The organism is Vibrio sp. S12_S33 (genome assembly GCF_963889785.1).
GTDB lineage: Bacteria > Pseudomonadota > Gammaproteobacteria > Enterobacterales > Vibrionaceae > Vibrio > Vibrio aestuarianus.
This window is the reverse complement of record NZ_CAWPQZ010000007.1, coordinates 1-14,919: the sequence shown is the minus strand read 5'-3', so window position 1 is coordinate 14,919 and position 14,919 is coordinate 1. Positions and strand designations below refer to the sequence as shown.

Annotated in this window: 12 protein-coding genes; 11 read left to right on the top strand and 1 reads right to left on the bottom strand. The window is 43.4% G+C overall.

Annotation, left to right across the window (positions count from 1 at the left end; genetic code table 11):
- Positions 1-15: 15 nt before the first annotated feature.
- From ispC to accA, 11 genes are all read left to right on the top strand, one after another.
- A complete protein-coding gene (gene ispC / locus AACW06_RS05080; RefSeq protein ID WP_192074268.1) occupies positions 16-1,224 on the top strand; it encodes a 1-deoxy-D-xylulose-5-phosphate reductoisomerase in 1,209 nt (402 codons plus the stop codon).
- Positions 1,221-2,579, top strand: coding sequence for a sigma E protease regulator RseP (gene rseP / locus AACW06_RS05075; RefSeq protein ID WP_192074267.1), 1,359 nt, complete (start codon positions 1,221-1,223; stop codon positions 2,577-2,579). The genes ispC and rseP overlap by 4 nt, the downstream gene beginning before the upstream one ends.
- Before the next feature lie 48 nt (positions 2,580-2,627).
- Positions 2,628-5,060, top strand: a complete 2,433-nt coding sequence (gene bamA / locus AACW06_RS05070) for an outer membrane protein assembly factor BamA (RefSeq protein ID WP_192074266.1) — start codon at positions 2,628-2,630, stop codon at positions 5,058-5,060.
- A 14-nt stretch (positions 5,061-5,074) separates the two neighbouring features.
- Entirely contained in the window at positions 5,075-5,584 is a 510-nt protein-coding gene (locus AACW06_RS05065; protein ID WP_192074265.1) for an OmpH family outer membrane protein, read from the top strand.
- A 7-nt stretch (positions 5,585-5,591) separates the two neighbouring features.
- On the top strand, positions 5,592-6,623 hold the full coding sequence (lpxD, locus tag AACW06_RS05060; protein WP_192074264.1) for a UDP-3-O-(3-hydroxymyristoyl)glucosamine N-acyltransferase: 1,032 nt from the start codon (positions 5,592-5,594) through the stop codon (positions 6,621-6,623).
- Between the two features lie 115 nt (positions 6,624-6,738).
- Positions 6,739-7,170 (top strand): 3-hydroxyacyl-ACP dehydratase FabZ, encoded by a 432-nt coding sequence (fabZ, locus tag AACW06_RS05055; RefSeq protein ID WP_171375422.1) that lies wholly within the window; start codon positions 6,739-6,741, stop codon positions 7,168-7,170.
- A gap of 1 nt (position 7,171) precedes the next feature.
- The gene (lpxA, locus tag AACW06_RS05050) at positions 7,172-7,960 is read left to right on the top strand and encodes an acyl-ACP--UDP-N-acetylglucosamine O-acyltransferase (RefSeq protein ID WP_192074263.1); all 789 of its coding nucleotides are present in this window, start codon (positions 7,172-7,174) and stop codon (positions 7,958-7,960) included.
- Positions 7,961-8,081: 121 nt separating this feature from the next.
- Positions 8,082-9,233 (top strand): lipid-A-disaccharide synthase, encoded by a 1,152-nt coding sequence (gene lpxB, locus AACW06_RS05045; protein WP_192074262.1) that lies wholly within the window; start codon positions 8,082-8,084, stop codon positions 9,231-9,233.
- A gap of 2 nt (positions 9,234-9,235) precedes the next feature.
- The gene (gene rnhB, locus AACW06_RS05040; RefSeq protein ID WP_192074261.1) at positions 9,236-9,847 is read left to right on the top strand and encodes a ribonuclease HII; all 612 of its coding nucleotides are present in this window, start codon (positions 9,236-9,238) and stop codon (positions 9,845-9,847) included.
- Positions 9,848-9,922: 75 nt separating this feature from the next.
- Complete coding sequence (gene dnaE / locus AACW06_RS05035) at positions 9,923-13,402, top strand: DNA polymerase III subunit alpha (protein WP_192074260.1); 3,480 nt, start codon at positions 9,923-9,925, stop codon at positions 13,400-13,402.
- A gap of 45 nt (positions 13,403-13,447) precedes the next feature.
- Positions 13,448-14,407, top strand: coding sequence for an acetyl-CoA carboxylase carboxyl transferase subunit alpha (gene accA, locus AACW06_RS05030; protein ID WP_053310933.1), 960 nt, complete (start codon positions 13,448-13,450; stop codon positions 14,405-14,407).
- A gap of 408 nt (positions 14,408-14,815) precedes the next feature.
- Here the strand turns inward: accA and AACW06_RS05025 are convergent.
- Positions 14,816-14,919, bottom strand: a 104-nt coding sequence (locus AACW06_RS05025; RefSeq protein ID WP_238336641.1) for an IS1 family transposase, incomplete at its 5' end; no start/stop codon positions are given.

Genomic DNA, 14,919 nt, shown 5'->3' with positions numbered 1-14,919 from the left:
TTCACGGTTTTTGCTATGCGTAAGTTAACGATTCTCGGTGCAACAGGTTCAATTGGTGCGAGTACGCTAAAAGTTGTTGCTCAAAACCCTGAGCAATTCTCTGTCGTTGCGTTAGCGGCAGGAAGTAACGTCAATAAAATGCGTGAGTTATGTCAGCAGTGGCATCCTACTTACGCGGTTATGGCGACTCAAACTGCAGCAGACCAGTTATCGCTTCAGTTAAAATCACTCAATCTCAACACTCAAGTGCTATTTGGTGATGAGGCGATGTGTGATGTCGCAGCCCTAGATGAAATTGATACTGTCATGGCCGCGATTGTTGGTGCGGCAGGCTTATTGCCTACTATGGCGGCGATAAAAGCTGGTAAGCGGGTTCTGTTAGCGAATAAAGAAGCGTTGGTGATGTCTGGCCAACTGTTTATCGATGCCGTTGAACAATATGGCGCTGAATTATTGCCAGTGGACAGTGAACACAATGCGATTTTCCAATGTTTACCCTCTGAAATACAGACCAAACTTGGTCGTTGTGATTTGCAAGCACATGGTATTCAACACATATTGCTGACAGGCTCTGGTGGTCCTTTCCGATACAGTGATTTGAATGCATTAGCCGATGTCACCCCAGAGCAAGCTATCGCACACCCTAATTGGTCAATGGGGCCAAAAATTTCTGTCGATTCGGCAACTATGATGAACAAAGGGTTGGAGTACATTGAAGCCAAATGGCTCTTTAATGCATCACAGCAGCAGTTAAAAGTACTGATCCACCCGCAGTCGGTTATTCATTCTATGGTGCAATACCGTGATGGCTCAGTATTAGCACAAATGGGTGAGCCAGATATGGCCACCCCAATAGCCTTAACGCTTGCTTATCCTCAGCGAATTAATGCTGGTGTACCAGCACTTGATTTCACTCAGCTATCCGAGCTGAGTTTTATGGACGTCGATTATGACCGTTACCCATGCTTAGGTTTAGCCATCGATGCTTGTTATCAAGGTCAGCATGCGACCACATCACTCAATGCCGCTAATGAAATTGCGGTTGACGCTTTTTTGAATAAGCAAATTCGATTTACCGATATAGCACGGGTTAATGAACGCGTATTGTCAAAAGTGTGTGCAACACATACCCAGTTATATTCCTATGACTTGGAAAGCTTGTTAGAGCTAGATAGAATGGCTCGCGATCTTGCCTACCAAACAATAAAAGAGCGTTTATCATGAGTGGCATTTTATGGAATTTTATATCCTTTATCATTGCATTAGGCATACTTGTCGCCGTTCATGAATTCGGTCATTTTTGGGTTGCGCGCCGCTGTGGGATCAAAGTCGAAAAGTTCTCTATTGGTTTTGGTAAATCGATCTGGAGCCGTGTCGCTCGTGACGGTACTGAATACAGCCTGTCAGTGATCCCTTTAGGTGGTTATGTCAAAATGCTTGATAGCCGAGTTGATGACGTAGCTCCGGAATTAAAACCTTTTGCTTTTGATCAAAAACCGTTATGGAAAAGGGCCGCAGTCGTTGGCGCTGGACCTGCCTTTAATTTCTTCTTCGCCATTTTTGCTTACTGGTTGGTGTTTTTAATTGGCGTACCAGCCGTTAAACCTGTCATTGGCGATATCACCCCTCAATCAATCGCCGCACAAGCAGGCCTTGAATCAGGTATGCAGATTCAAGCGGTTTCTGGCGTTGAAACGTTAGATTGGGAATCTGTGAATATGGGCCTTATTGGCCACATTGGTGATGAGCAATTAACCCTGACCGTCAGTTCTAGCGATAGAATTGGCCTTGAAGAAATCAAAACTTTAGATCTGCATTCTTGGAACTTTAACCCAGAAACAGAGTCTGCTATGGGAGCATTAGGTTTTAAACCTTTCGTGCCTGAGATTTCACATACCTTGACCAACGTGTCTCAAGGTGGGGCCGGTGAAAAAGCAGGGTTACAAGTTGGTGATACGCTTATTCAAGTCAATGGTGCGAAAATAGAACAATGGCAACAGGTGGTAGAGTTAATTCAAAGCAATCCTAGTCGGGCTATTGATCTGACGGTTGAGCGAGATGGTCAACCTGTTGAAGTTAAGCTAATACCGGATACTCGCGAGTTACCGCAAGGTAAAACGATTGGTTTTGCTGGAATCGCTCCTAAAGTCGCAGAATGGCCGGAAAGTTATCGATTTGAGCTTCAATATGGTGTATTTGAATCAATCGGTAGAGCGGTTGAAAAAACAGAACAAGTGATTGGTTTGACCATCAACATGTTGAAAAAATTGGTGGTGGGTGACGTGGGTCTGAACAATCTTAGTGGACCTATTTCGATAGCGAAAGGTGCAGGAGCAACAGCGGATTACGGTTTAGTTTACTTCTTAGGTTTTCTGGCGTTGATCAGCGTCAACTTAGGGATTATTAACCTTGTACCTTTACCAATGCTAGATGGTGGGCATTTACTGTTTTTTGTAATTGAAGCGATTATTCGCCGTCCAGTCCCTGAAAAGGTTCAAGAGATGGGATACCGTATTGGTGGGGCGATCATCTTTTCTTTGATGGCTGTAGCAATATTTAATGATTTTACTCGCCTGTGATTGATAAGCACTAGGCAAAGGTAGTAGCAAGGAATAACAAGAATAAATATGGCAATGAAACAGATCCTTTTCGCGACATTATTAGCAACAAGTCTCTCCGCGAATAGTGCTGAGAACTTTGTAGTCCAAGATATACAAATTGAAGGTCTTCAGCGTGTTGCGCTCGGTGCTGCATTACTCAAAATGCCAGTTCGAATTGGTGATACGGTTGATGCACAAGATGTTGCGGATATTATCAAAGCGCTTTATGCCTCAGGTAATTTTGAAGACGTCCAAGTACTACGAGATAACAACGTTCTTATCGTCCAAGTTAAAGAACGCCCAACTATTGCCAGTGTTTCATTCTCTGGTAACAAAGCTATCAAGGAAGAGCAATTACAACAAAACTTAGATGCTTCCAATATTCGAATTGGTGAGGCGTTAGATCGCACTACCTTGAGCAATATCGAAAAAGGACTGGAAGATTTTTACTACAGCGTCGGCAAATACAACGCAACCGTTAAGGCGGTTATAACGCCTCTGCCGCGTAATCGTGCTGACCTCAAATTTGTTTTCACTGAAGGGGTTTCAGCGAAAATTCAGCAAATCAACTTTATTGGTAATGAAGTTTTCACTGATAAAGAACTGCTTTCTCGCTTTAACTTAAATGTTGATATTGCATGGTGGAATTTCCTTGCTGATGACAAATATCAAAAGCAAGTATTGGCCGCAGATATCGAAGCATTGCGATCTTTTTACCTTGATCGTGGGTATCTAAAGTTTCAGGTTGATTCCACACAAGTGGCTATTTCGCCAGATAAGAAAGGTGTTTACATCACGTTAGGGATCAACGAAGGCAAACCTTATCAAGTCAAAGACGTCAAGTTCCGTGGGGAATTAATAGGTAAAGAAGCTGAGTTTGAAGCGATGGTTCCGTTTGCTGCAGGTGAAACGTATAACGGGTCATTGCTGACGAGATTAGAAGAAGATATAAAGCGCGTACTTGGAGAAGCGGGTTACGCTTACCCACAAGTGCGAAGCATTCCTGAATTCGATGATGAAACTCAAGAAGTATCTTTGGTTGTCAACGTTGAAGCTGGACATCGTATTTATGTGCGTGATATTCGTTTTGTGGGTAACAACTCAACCAAGGACGAAGTGTTGCGCCGAGAAATGCGTCAAATAGAAGGAAGCTGGCTCAATTCAAAAGCGATTGATACTGGTAAAGGGCGCTTGAATCGTTTAGGTTTCTTTGAAACAGTTGATGTCCAAACGGTGCGTGTTCCTGGTAGTGAAGACCAAGTTGATTTAGTTTACAACGTTAAAGAGGCAAACTCAGGCAGTGTAAACTTTGGTGTTGGTTACGGTACTGAATCTGGTATTAGTTTCCAGGTTGGTCTGCAACAGGATAACTTTATTGGTTCTGGTAATCGTGTTGGTATTAATGCCATGATGAATGACTACCAAAGGAACATTAGCTTAGATTATCGAGACCCATACTGGAACCTTGATGGTGTCAGTTTAGGCGGTAAAATTTTCTACAACCAATTTGAAGCATCAGAGGCCGGTATTGTTGACTATACCAACGAAAGTTATGGAGCAAACCTAACTTGGGGCTTCCCATTTGATGAGCTCAATCGTTTTGAATTTAGTATTGGGTATACACATAACAACATCGGTAATATTGATGAATATGTTCAAGTGAGCCAATTCTTGCAGTCTCAAGCGAGCAATCGTAATGAGGACGGTAACCTAATTACCGATGACTTTGACCTCAATATTTCTTGGACTCGTAATAACTTAAACCGCGGTATTTTCCCAACGGCGGGTAATCATCAGCGCGCGTTCTATAAAATGACTGTACCAGGTTCAGACGTCAAGTATTTCAAAGTACAGTATGATATTCGTCAGTATTACCCATTGACGAAAAAGCATGAATTTAGTCTCTTACTAAGAGGTCGTTTAGGTTATGGTAATGGCTATGGTCAAACCGATGGCCAAGATAACCTCTTCCCATTTTATGAAAACTACTACGCGGGCGGTTTCACTACCCTTAGAGGTTTTGGTTCAAACTCGGCAGGTCCAAAGGCTGTTTATAATGACTCCACGGGTTGTAATGGTAATAATGGCGGTAACAACCGTTGTTATACGGCAACGGATGATTCCGTTGGTGGTAATGCCATTGCGCTGGCAAGTATCGAGTTGATCGTGCCGACACCATTTACTTCAGACGACTATCGTAGCCAAATTCGCACCAGTATTTTTTACGATATGGCCAGCGTTTGGGATACCGAATTTGATTACCAAAACACTAAATTAAGTTATGGTGACGAGTATTATTATGATTATTCTGACCCGATGAACTACCGTTCATCTTATGGTGTAGCATTACAGTGGATGTCACCGATGGGGCCTCTGGTTTTCTCTCTTGCTAAACCGATTAAATCTTATGAAGGTGACGACGAAGAATTCTTCACTTTCACTATTGGTAGAACCTTCTAACAAAGGAAAATATTTTGAATAAAATCATTAAAGCGGCTAGTGTAAGCCTTGTAGTACTAAGTTCTTCTTTCTTTGCACAAGCAGCTGAGGCAGCGCAAAAAGTTGGCTATATAAATACTGCGCAAGTTTTCCAAGCTCTACCTCAACGTGAAGTCGTTTTGCAAAAGTTGCAGGAAGAGTTTAAAGATAAGGCGGCAGAGCTACAAACGATTCAAGCTGAAGCTAAGACTAAAATCGAAAAGTTGAAGCGTGATGGTGAACTACTAGGTCAAGATGAAGTTGAGAAGCTACGCATCGAGATCGGTCAACTTGACAGTAAGTACAAAATCAAAGCTCAAGCACTAGAAAAAGCATCAGCTCGTCGCGAAGCGGAAGAGAAACAAAAACTGTTTATGGTGATCCAAGAAGCCGTACAGAAAGTAGCTGAGAAAGAAGGTTACGATATCGTTGTTGATGTACAAGCCATGCAATATGGTAAAGCGGACTACAACTTGTCTGAGAAAGTAATTAAGCAACTAAAATAATACTATTATGGTAAAACTGACTTTAGCCGAATTGGCAACCATCACCGGCGGAGAAGCGTTTGGGGATGACTCTGCGACTGTTGTTGCAGTCGCACCAATGGACAAAGCGCAGCAAGGTCATGTGACTTTTCTGTCTAATCCAAAATACAGTAAGCACCTTGGTGAATGCAAAGCTAGCGTGATTATGGTGAAGGCTTCTGAGCGTGAGCTGTGTAAAACTAACGTTTTGGTTGTGAATGACCCATACGTTGCTTTTGCTAAAGTCGCACAAGCCTTGGATATCACACCTAAACCAGCGTATGAAATAGCAGCCTCAGCAATCATTGCCGATGATGTAAAGTTGGGTCACAACGTTTCGGTTGGGGCTAATGCCGTGATTGAGTCAGGCGCTGAGCTTGGTGATAACGTTTCAATTGGCGCAGGATGCTTCATTGGCAAAAATGCTAAAATTGGTAGCGACACCAAGTTGTGGGCTAACGTCAGTATTTACCATCAAGTTCAAATTGGTAGTACGTGTTTAGTTCAGTCCGGTACTGTTATTGGTTCTGACGGTTTTGGCTATGCTAATGAGAAAGGTGAATGGATTAAAATTCCGCAAATCGGTTCTGTTCGCATTGGCAACCGTGTTGAAATTGGTGCTTGTACCACCATTGACCGCGGTGCGTTGGATGATACAGTTATTGAAGATAATGTGATTATCGATAATCAATTACAGATCGCACACAATGTGCACATCGGATATGGTACTGCTTTAGCTGGTGGTACCATCATTGCGGGGAGTACCAAAATTGGTAAATACTGCATTATCGGTGGTGGTACGGTGATCAATGGTCATATTGAAGTGGCTGATGGCGTAACGATTACAGGCATGGGTATGGTCATGCGCAGTATCACAGAGAAAGGCATGTACTCCTCAGGAATACCGTTGCAACCCAATAAAGAGTGGCGAAAAACAGCGACTCGCGTTCATCGTATTGATGATATGAATAAGCGCCTTAAAGCGCTAGAAAAGCAGCTAGAGCAAAAAGCGGAATCATAATTCCACTATTTCGAAAAAGGCTCGCCAATTGCGAGCCTTTTTCGTCTATAATGCTGAATAATTTTTTGAAGTTTTACTGTATAGGAATATGACTTTGACTACTGAAAAGAAAACGATGAACATCACTGAAATTCAGGAGCTACTTCCTCATCGCTACCCATTTTTGTTGATTGACCGAGTTATTGACTTTGATGAAGGTAAATACTTGGTGGGTCTAAAAAATGTTTCAGTGAATGAACCTCAATTTACTGGTCATTTCCCTAAGTTGCCTGTTTTTCCTGGTGTTTTGATTCTTGAGGCGATGGCTCAAGCAACTGGCTTATTAGCGTTTAAAACCTTCGGTGCACCAAAAGAAAATGAGTTGTATTATTTTGCCAGTATTGATAAGGCAAAATTCCGCAAACCTGTTGGTCCTGGCGATCAACTGATTATTGAAGTTGAATTTTTAAAAGAACGTCGCGGTATTGCACTATTCAATGGTGTGGCGAAAGTTGATGGCGAAGTAGTCTGTTCTGCTGAGCTAAAATGTGCTCGTAGAGAGTTTTAATATGATTCACGAAACTGCACAAATCCACCCAAGTGCGGTGGTTGAAGACGGTGCTATCATCGGTGCGAATGTAACGATTGGGCCTTTTACTTACATCACATCAGGCGTGAGTATTGGGCAAGGCACCGAGGTGATGTCACATGTCGTCATCAAAGGTAATACCGTTATTGGTGAAGACAATCGCATTTTTCCACATGCGGTGATCGGTGAAGAGAACCAAGATAAAAAATACGGTGGTGAAGATACCCGCGTAATTATCGGTGACCGCAATGTTATCCGCGAAGCGGTGCAAATTCATCGCGGTACGATGCAAGATAAAACGCAAACTGTTGTCGGTAATGATAACCTATTGTGTGTCAACGCCCATATCGCTCATGACGTTGTTGTTGGTAACCATACTCACATTGGCAATAATTCCATCCTTGGTGGTCACGTGACAGTTGATGATTATGCCGGAGTGATGGCTTTATCGGCGATTCATCCTTTTTGTACCGTTGGTGCATACGCTTACGTTGGTGGCTGCTCTGCAGTAGTGCAAGATATACCGGCGTATGTATTAGCTCAGGGTAACCATGCTTCACCATTTGGCCTTAATTTGGTTGGTTTGAAGCGTAATGGCTTTGAAAAAGCAGAAATTCGAGCGCTGCAAAAAGCATACAAAGAGATTTATCGTTCAGGAAAAACGCAAACTGAAGTGCTACCAGTGTTACTTGAGATGGCGCAAGAGTGGCCGTCAATCAAGCGTCTTTGCGATATGTTACAGCAGACAGAGCGTGGCATTATTCGTTAATTCTACGTGCCTTAATTACTTGTCGAATCTCGATAACTATCTGAAGATCGCTACTTTTTAGCGATCTTTTGTCTTTTAGATGCACAACCGTTACGCTGAGCTCATCTTGTTAGGAAAGAATATGCATCCAATGGAAAAACCATTACGAATTGGTATTGTTGTCGGAGAATTATCCGGTGATACGTTAGGTGAAGGCTTTATTAAAGCAATAAAGCAGCAATACTCTAATGCGGAATTTGTTGGGATTGGCGGTCCTAAAATGATGGCGCAAGGCTGTAAATCTCTGTTTGAGATGGAAGAGCTAGCGGTAATGGGCTTGGTTGAAGTGCTTGGTCGTTTACCGCGCTTGCTCAAGGTCAAAGCCCAACTGGTCAAGTATTTTAAAGACAACCCACCAGATGTCTTTGTTGGTATTGATGCCCCTGATTTTAATTTACGCTTAGAGCTTGATCTCAAAAAAGCGGGCATTAAAACCGTTCATTATGTCAGCCCCTCAGTATGGGCTTGGCGACCTAAGCGCATTTTTAAAATTGATGCCGCAACGGATTTAGTCTTAGCATTTTTGCCGTTTGAAAAAGCGTTTTACGACAAATATCAAGTAGCGTGTGAATTTGTCGGTCATACACTGGCCGATGCAATTCCTCTTCAGCCTGACAAAATGGCAGCGCGTGAGTTATTACGGTTAGAAGCTGCTAAGCAGTGGTTAGCGGTATTACCAGGTAGCCGTGGTGGTGAAGTTGGGTTAATTGCTAAGCCTTTTATTGAAACCTGCCGTCAAATAAAACAGAAGTACCCAGATATTGGTTTTGTGGTTGCTGCGGTTAACTCAAAACGTAGACAGCAATTTGAAGAAATTTGGCAAGCCACCGCACCAGAGCTCGATTTTATGATTGTTGAAGATACTGCACGCAATGTAATTACCGCAGCAGATGCGGTATTACTTGCCTCTGGAACTGTAGCATTAGAATGTATGTTACTGAAAAGACCGATGGTTGTTGGTTATAAAGTTAACCGCCTAACAGGGTGGTTAGTACAAAAATTAGCGATTACCGAATATGTTTCACTGCCAAACATTCTTGCCGGAGAAGAGCTGGTAAAAGAGTTTATTCTTGATCAATGCGAAGCAGAATTTTTATACCCTGAGGTCGATAAAATGCTCAGTGGTGACAACAGTACCCTGATTGAACGCTTTACTGAAATGCATCAATGGATCCGTAAAGATGCCGATAAACAGGCTGCAAAAGCTGTTTTGACTTTGATAGGAAAAGCATAACTATGGCAGAAAAAGAATTCCCACCCTTCGAATATCCTCAAGGGTATCATCTGATTGCCGGGGTTGATGAAGTAGGGCGAGGCCCATTGGTCGGTGATGTCGTCACCGCCGCGGTTATTCTTGACCCAAGCAACCCTATTGCAGGGTTAAATGATTCGAAAAAACTTTCTGAGAAAAAGCGTTTAGCTCTGTTCCCTGAAATTCAGCAAAAGGCACTAGCGTGGTCAATTGGCCGCTGCTCACCGGCTGAAATTGATGAACTCAATATCCTGCAAGCGACAATGGTTGCGATGCAGCGCGCCATTGCAGGTTTACATGTACAGCCTGATTTAGCCTTAATTGACGGCAACAGAGTACCTAAGCTACCGATGGATGGTGTTGCAGTCGTAAAAGGCGATATGCGCGTAGCCGAAATCAGCGCGGCGTCCATTATTGCTAAAGTGGTGCGAGATCAGGAGATGGAAGCGTTAGATGAGCAGCATCCGCAGTTTGGTTTCGCCCAGCATAAAGGTTACCCAACCAAAGCGCATTTTGCCGCAATAGAGCAATACGGTGTTATTGCCGAACATCGCAAAAGCTTTAAGCCAGTGAAACGAGTACTCGGCATTGATTGAGGTGTAAGCCGCAATCAGATTCGCGTAGAATAGCCGTCAAATATCGAACCAAACCTAGCATCTAGGATAAGTTGAATGTCAGAACCCAAGTTTGTCCACCTTCGTGTCCACAGTGATTACTCTATGATCGATGGCTTGTCCAAAGTGCCACCGCTTGTAAAAAAAGTGGCCGAGATGGGCATGCCTGCAATGGCGTTGACCGATTTCACTAACTTATGTGGTTTGGTTAAGTTCTACGGCACGGCGCATAACTGTGGTGTTAAGCCAATCATCGGTGCCGATTTCATTATGCAATCGGAAGAGTTTGCTGATGAATTGACCAAGCTAACAGTGCTTGCGACAAACAATGTCGGCTACAAAAATCTCACCCTTCTCATCTCCGAGGCTTATTTACGGGGGCATGTCCAGCACCAACCCGTGATTGATAAATCGTGGTTGATCAAATATGCCGAAGGGTTGATCATCCTATCGGGGGCAAAAAACGGTGAAATTGGCAAAGCGCTATTAAAGGGTAACCATGCATTAGTCGATAAATGTGTTGAATTTTATCAAACCCACTTTGCGGATCGTTTTTACCTTGAGCTTATCCGAACCAACCGAGCTGACGAAGAAACCTATTTGCATTTTGCGCTTGAATTAGCCGAAAACAAGCAGTTGCCAGTGGTTGCGACCAACGAAGTGGTATTCCTAACTGAAGAATTCTCTGAAGCCCATGAAATTCGTGTTGCTATCCATGATGGTTACACCATGGTCGATCCTCGTCGCCCCAAAAATTATAGCCCTCAGCAGTACTTACGCAGTGAAGCTGAAATGTGCGAATTGTTTGCTGATATTCCAGAAGCTTTGGAAAACAGCGTTGAAATAGCCAAACGCTGTAATGTCACGGTTAGGTTAGGGGAATATTTTCTGCCCGCCTTCCCAACAGAAGGGATGGAAGAAACCGAATACTTGGTGATGAAATCAAAACAGGGCCTCGAAGAGCGCCTTGAATTTCTATTTCCCGATCCAGAAGTTCGTGCTCAACGTCGTCCTGAATACGATGAACGGCTGCTGATAGAACTTGAAGTGATCAACAATATGGGCTTTCCCGGTTACTTCTTGATCGTGATGGAATTCATCCAGTGGTCGAAAGATAACGATATTCCTGTTGGTCCAGGGCGTGGTTCAGGCGCTGGTTCATTGGTAGCTTATGCGCTAAAAATTACAGACTTAGACCCATTGGAATACGATCTACTCTTCGAACGTTTCTTGAACCCCGAACGTGTTTCAATGCCCGATTTCGACGTCGATTTCTGTATGGATAAACGTGACCAAGTAATTGATCACGTTGCTGAAATGTATGGGCGTGATGCCGTATCACAGATCATCACCTTTGGTACTATGGCCGCTAAAGCCGTTATTCGCGATGTTGGCCGAGTCCTAGGGCATCCCTTTGGCTTTGTTGATCGCATTTCAAAACTGATCCCTGCCGATCCGGGCATGACGCTCGAAAAAGCGTTCAAAGCTGAACCTGCGCTACCTGAGCTGTATGAAAACGATGAAGAAGTCAAAGAACTCATCGATAAGTGTCGCATTTTAGAAGGTTGTACGCGTAATGCGGGTAAGCATGCTGGTGGTGTGGTTATCTCTCCAACCACTATTACCGACTTTGCCCCAATTTACGCTGATGCTGAAGGGCATTTCCCCGTTACGCAGTTTGACAAAAACGATGTTGAAACCGCGGGTCTGGTGAAGTTCGACTTCTTGGGCTTGCGTACCTTAACCATCATTGATTGGGCATTGGGGTTGATAAACCCGCGTTTGCAACGAGAAGGCAAAGAGCCTGTTCGCATCGAATCGATTCCTTTGGTTGATGCCGCCTCTTTTCGAGTGTTACAAAATTCAGAAACCACCGCGGTATTCCAGTTGGAATCACGTGGCATGAAAGACCTCATCAAACGCCTGCAACCAGACTGTTTTGAAGATATCATCGCATTAGTGGCGCTATTTCGTCCGGGGCCATTGCAATCAGGGATGGTAGATAACTTTATCGACCGTAAACATGGCCGAGAAGCGATCTCATACCCAGACGAAAAGTGGCAACACGAGTCACTTAAAGAAATTTTAGACCCGACTTACGGCATTATCTTGTATCAAGAACAAGTGATGCAAATCGCTCAGGTACTTGCTGGTTATACGTTAGGCGGTGCAGATATGCTGCGCCGTGCGATGGGTAAGAAAAAGCCCGAAGAAATGGCCAAACAGCGTGCGATTTTCGAGCAGGGGTCGATAAAAAACGGTGTTGATGGTGAGTTGTCGATGAAAATCTTCGACTTGGTGGAAAAATTCGCCGGTTATGGCTTTAACAAATCGCACTCTGCTGCTTATGCCTTAGTCTCTTATCAAACGCTGTGGTTGAAAACCCATTATCCAGCCGAGTTTATGGCCGCAGTAATGACGGCAGATATGGATAACACCGAGAAAGTCGTTGGCTTGGTCGATGAATGTTTCCGTATGAACCTAAAAGTATTACCTCCGGACATAAATGCTGGTTTGTACCGCTTTAATGTCGATGAAACCGGTGCCATCGTTTACGGTATTGGTGCGATCAAAGGGGTGGGCGAAGGGCCGATTGAAGCGATTTTAGAAGCACGTAATGCGGGTGGCTATTTTAAAGACCTGTTTGATTTTTGCGCCCGTATTGACCTAAAAAAAGTCAATAAACGGGTCATTGAAAAATTGATTTATGCTGGTGCATTAGACCGCTTAGGCCCACACCGTGCGGCAATGATGGCATCATTAAATGACGCGGTAAAAGCGGCTAGCCAATATCACCAAGCTGAAGCGTTTGGTCAGGTGGATATGTTTGGTGTGCTAACCGATGCACCAGAAGAAGTGGAACATAAATATACCCAAGTCGCTAAATGGCCAGAGAAAGTGTGGTTAGAGGGAGAGCGTGATACATTAGGCCTTTATTTGACCGGTCACCCAATAAATGCCCATATTAAGGAACTGGCTAAGTACACCAGTTGTCGATTAAAAGATGCAACGCCCACTCGACGCGATCAATCGGTTACCTTAGCGGGTTTAGTGATTGCCGCAAAAGTGATGACGACCAAGCGCGGCACGCGGATTGGTATCATGACGTTAGACGATCGTTCAGGGCGAATGGAGGTAATGTTATTCTCCGATGCATTAGAACGGTATGCAGAACTGCTAGAAAAAGATAAAATTTTAGTGATTTCTGGACAGGTCAGCTTTGATGACTTCAATGGTGGCCTTAAAATGTCGGCGCGCGAAGTCATGGACTTGGGCAGCGCGCGTGAAAAATATGCCCGTGGTCTGTCGGTATCGATTGAACAATCGCAAATAGATGACCAGTTTTTTGAGCGCTTTAGTCAGATCTTAGAGCCTCACCGAGCAGGGACCATACCTGTCAATGTATACTATCAGTGCTTAGAGGCGAGAGCGCGGCTAACGCTCGGTACGCAATGGCGTGTTACGCCAAGTGATACATTGTTAGACGAATTGAAACAGCTACTTGGGAACGACCAGGTAGAACTCGAATTTAACTAAATTCAGCGTCATTGAGTTGAACGCTGAGTCAAAAAGGATCGGTAGATGAGCCTAAATTTTCTAGAATTTGAAAAACCAATCGCTGAACTTGAAGCAAAAATTCAGGCACTACGTGACGTATCTCGCCATGGTGGTGATAAGTCCGTTGATCTAGATAAAGAGATAGAACTGTTAGAAAAGAAAAGCTTAGAACTGAAAAAGAAAATTTTCGGTGATTTAGGTGCCTGGCAAGTGGCGCAACTTGCTCGTCATCCACAACGCCCATACACCTTAGATTATATCAATCATGTCTTCACGGAATTTGATGAACTGGCGGGTGATCGCGCTTTTGCTGACGATAAAGCTATTGTTGGTGGTATTGCCCGTTTAGAAGGTCAACCGGTTATGGTCATTGGTCACCAAAAAGGGCGTGAAACCAAAGAAAAAGTAAGACGCAACTTCGGCATGCCAAAACCGGAAGGTTACCGTAAAGCGCTGCGTTTAATGCAAATGGCTGAACGCTTTAAAATGCCGATCATCACCTTCATTGATACCGCTGGTGCATACCCTGGTGTGGGCGCAGAAGAGCGCGGTCAATCAGAAGCCATCGCTAAAAACTTAAAAGTAATGTCTGGTTTAACAGTACCGGTTATTTGTAATGTAGTTGGTGAAGGTGGGTCTGGTGGTGCACTGGCTATTGGCGTGGGTGACTACGTGAACATGTTGCAATATTCAACCTATTCGGTAATTTCGCCGGAAGGCTGTGCTTCTATTTTATGGCGTGACTCAGATAAAGCACCACAAGCTGCGGAAGCGATGGGCTTAGTTGCTCCGCGCTTAAAAGAGCTAGAACTGATTGATGAGATCATTGAAGAACCATTAGGTGGTGCGCATCGCGATCCAATTCAAATGGCGGCGAATATGAAAGCCACACTGCTAAAACAGTTAGCTGATTTACAACCACTAAATGAAGAAGCGCTGTTAGAACGTCGCTACCAGCGCTTAATGAATTACGGTTATTGCTAATATAAAAAGTCATTACCAATATATAAAAAGGGTTGGACTAAGGTTCAGCCTTTTTTTTCATCTACTAATCTATTAATTAATGGCTAGCTGGAGTTTTCCCTACTTAAGTAGCCACAGTACTATTTGTTAATTATGTTATTTAAGCCAATGGGTAATAACTCATTATTGGGTGTATTTAAGGTTTGGAAATCAATCAACGCTAATTAGTGGTGTAATGATTTGTTTAATATACATTTATTACCATTGTTTACCTTATTTTAGAGCATTATATGATGTCATCGGTATTAGTTTCTTTTTTTCATTATTAAATCATCTTTTATCAGGATTAATGCTTGATAAATAATTTATATACCCGTTCAACTTGAAGATGCAGGTTTCAAAATCTGGTCGTGACTCAAATCAGTTGAATTACCAGTAGAACTCCCGCTCGATAAACGTCCCTATAACTTTGTCATGCATCTCTTCTGATTTTGAAAAACCGATCGTTTTACGAACAAGGCGCTTCAATCTTG

What these genes read in the sequence shown, in the direction of transcription:
- fabZ (WP_171375422.1), top strand. Translation starts at nt 6,739, where the DNA reads ATGAACATCACTGAAATTCAGGAGCTACTTCCTCATCGCTACCCATTT.
- lpxA (WP_192074263.1), top strand. Translation starts at nt 7,172, where the DNA reads ATGATTCACGAAACTGCACAAATCCACCCAAGTGCGGTGGTTGAAGAC.
- accA (WP_053310933.1), top strand. Translation starts at nt 13,448, where the DNA reads ATGAGCCTAAATTTTCTAGAATTTGAAAAACCAATCGCTGAACTTGAA.
- bamA (WP_192074266.1), top strand. Translation starts at nt 2,628, where the DNA reads ATGGCAATGAAACAGATCCTTTTCGCGACATTATTAGCAACAAGTCTC.
- dnaE (WP_192074260.1), top strand. Translation starts at nt 9,923, where the DNA reads ATGTCAGAACCCAAGTTTGTCCACCTTCGTGTCCACAGTGATTACTCT.
- rnhB (WP_192074261.1), top strand. Translation starts at nt 9,236, where the DNA reads ATGGCAGAAAAAGAATTCCCACCCTTCGAATATCCTCAAGGGTATCAT.
- lpxB (WP_192074262.1), top strand. Translation starts at nt 8,082, where the DNA reads ATGCATCCAATGGAAAAACCATTACGAATTGGTATTGTTGTCGGAGAA.
- ispC (WP_192074268.1), top strand. Translation starts at nt 16, where the DNA reads ATGCGTAAGTTAACGATTCTCGGTGCAACAGGTTCAATTGGTGCGAGT.
- lpxD (WP_192074264.1), top strand. Translation starts at nt 5,592, where the DNA reads ATGGTAAAACTGACTTTAGCCGAATTGGCAACCATCACCGGCGGAGAA.
- rseP (WP_192074267.1), top strand. Translation starts at nt 1,221, where the DNA reads ATGAGTGGCATTTTATGGAATTTTATATCCTTTATCATTGCATTAGGC.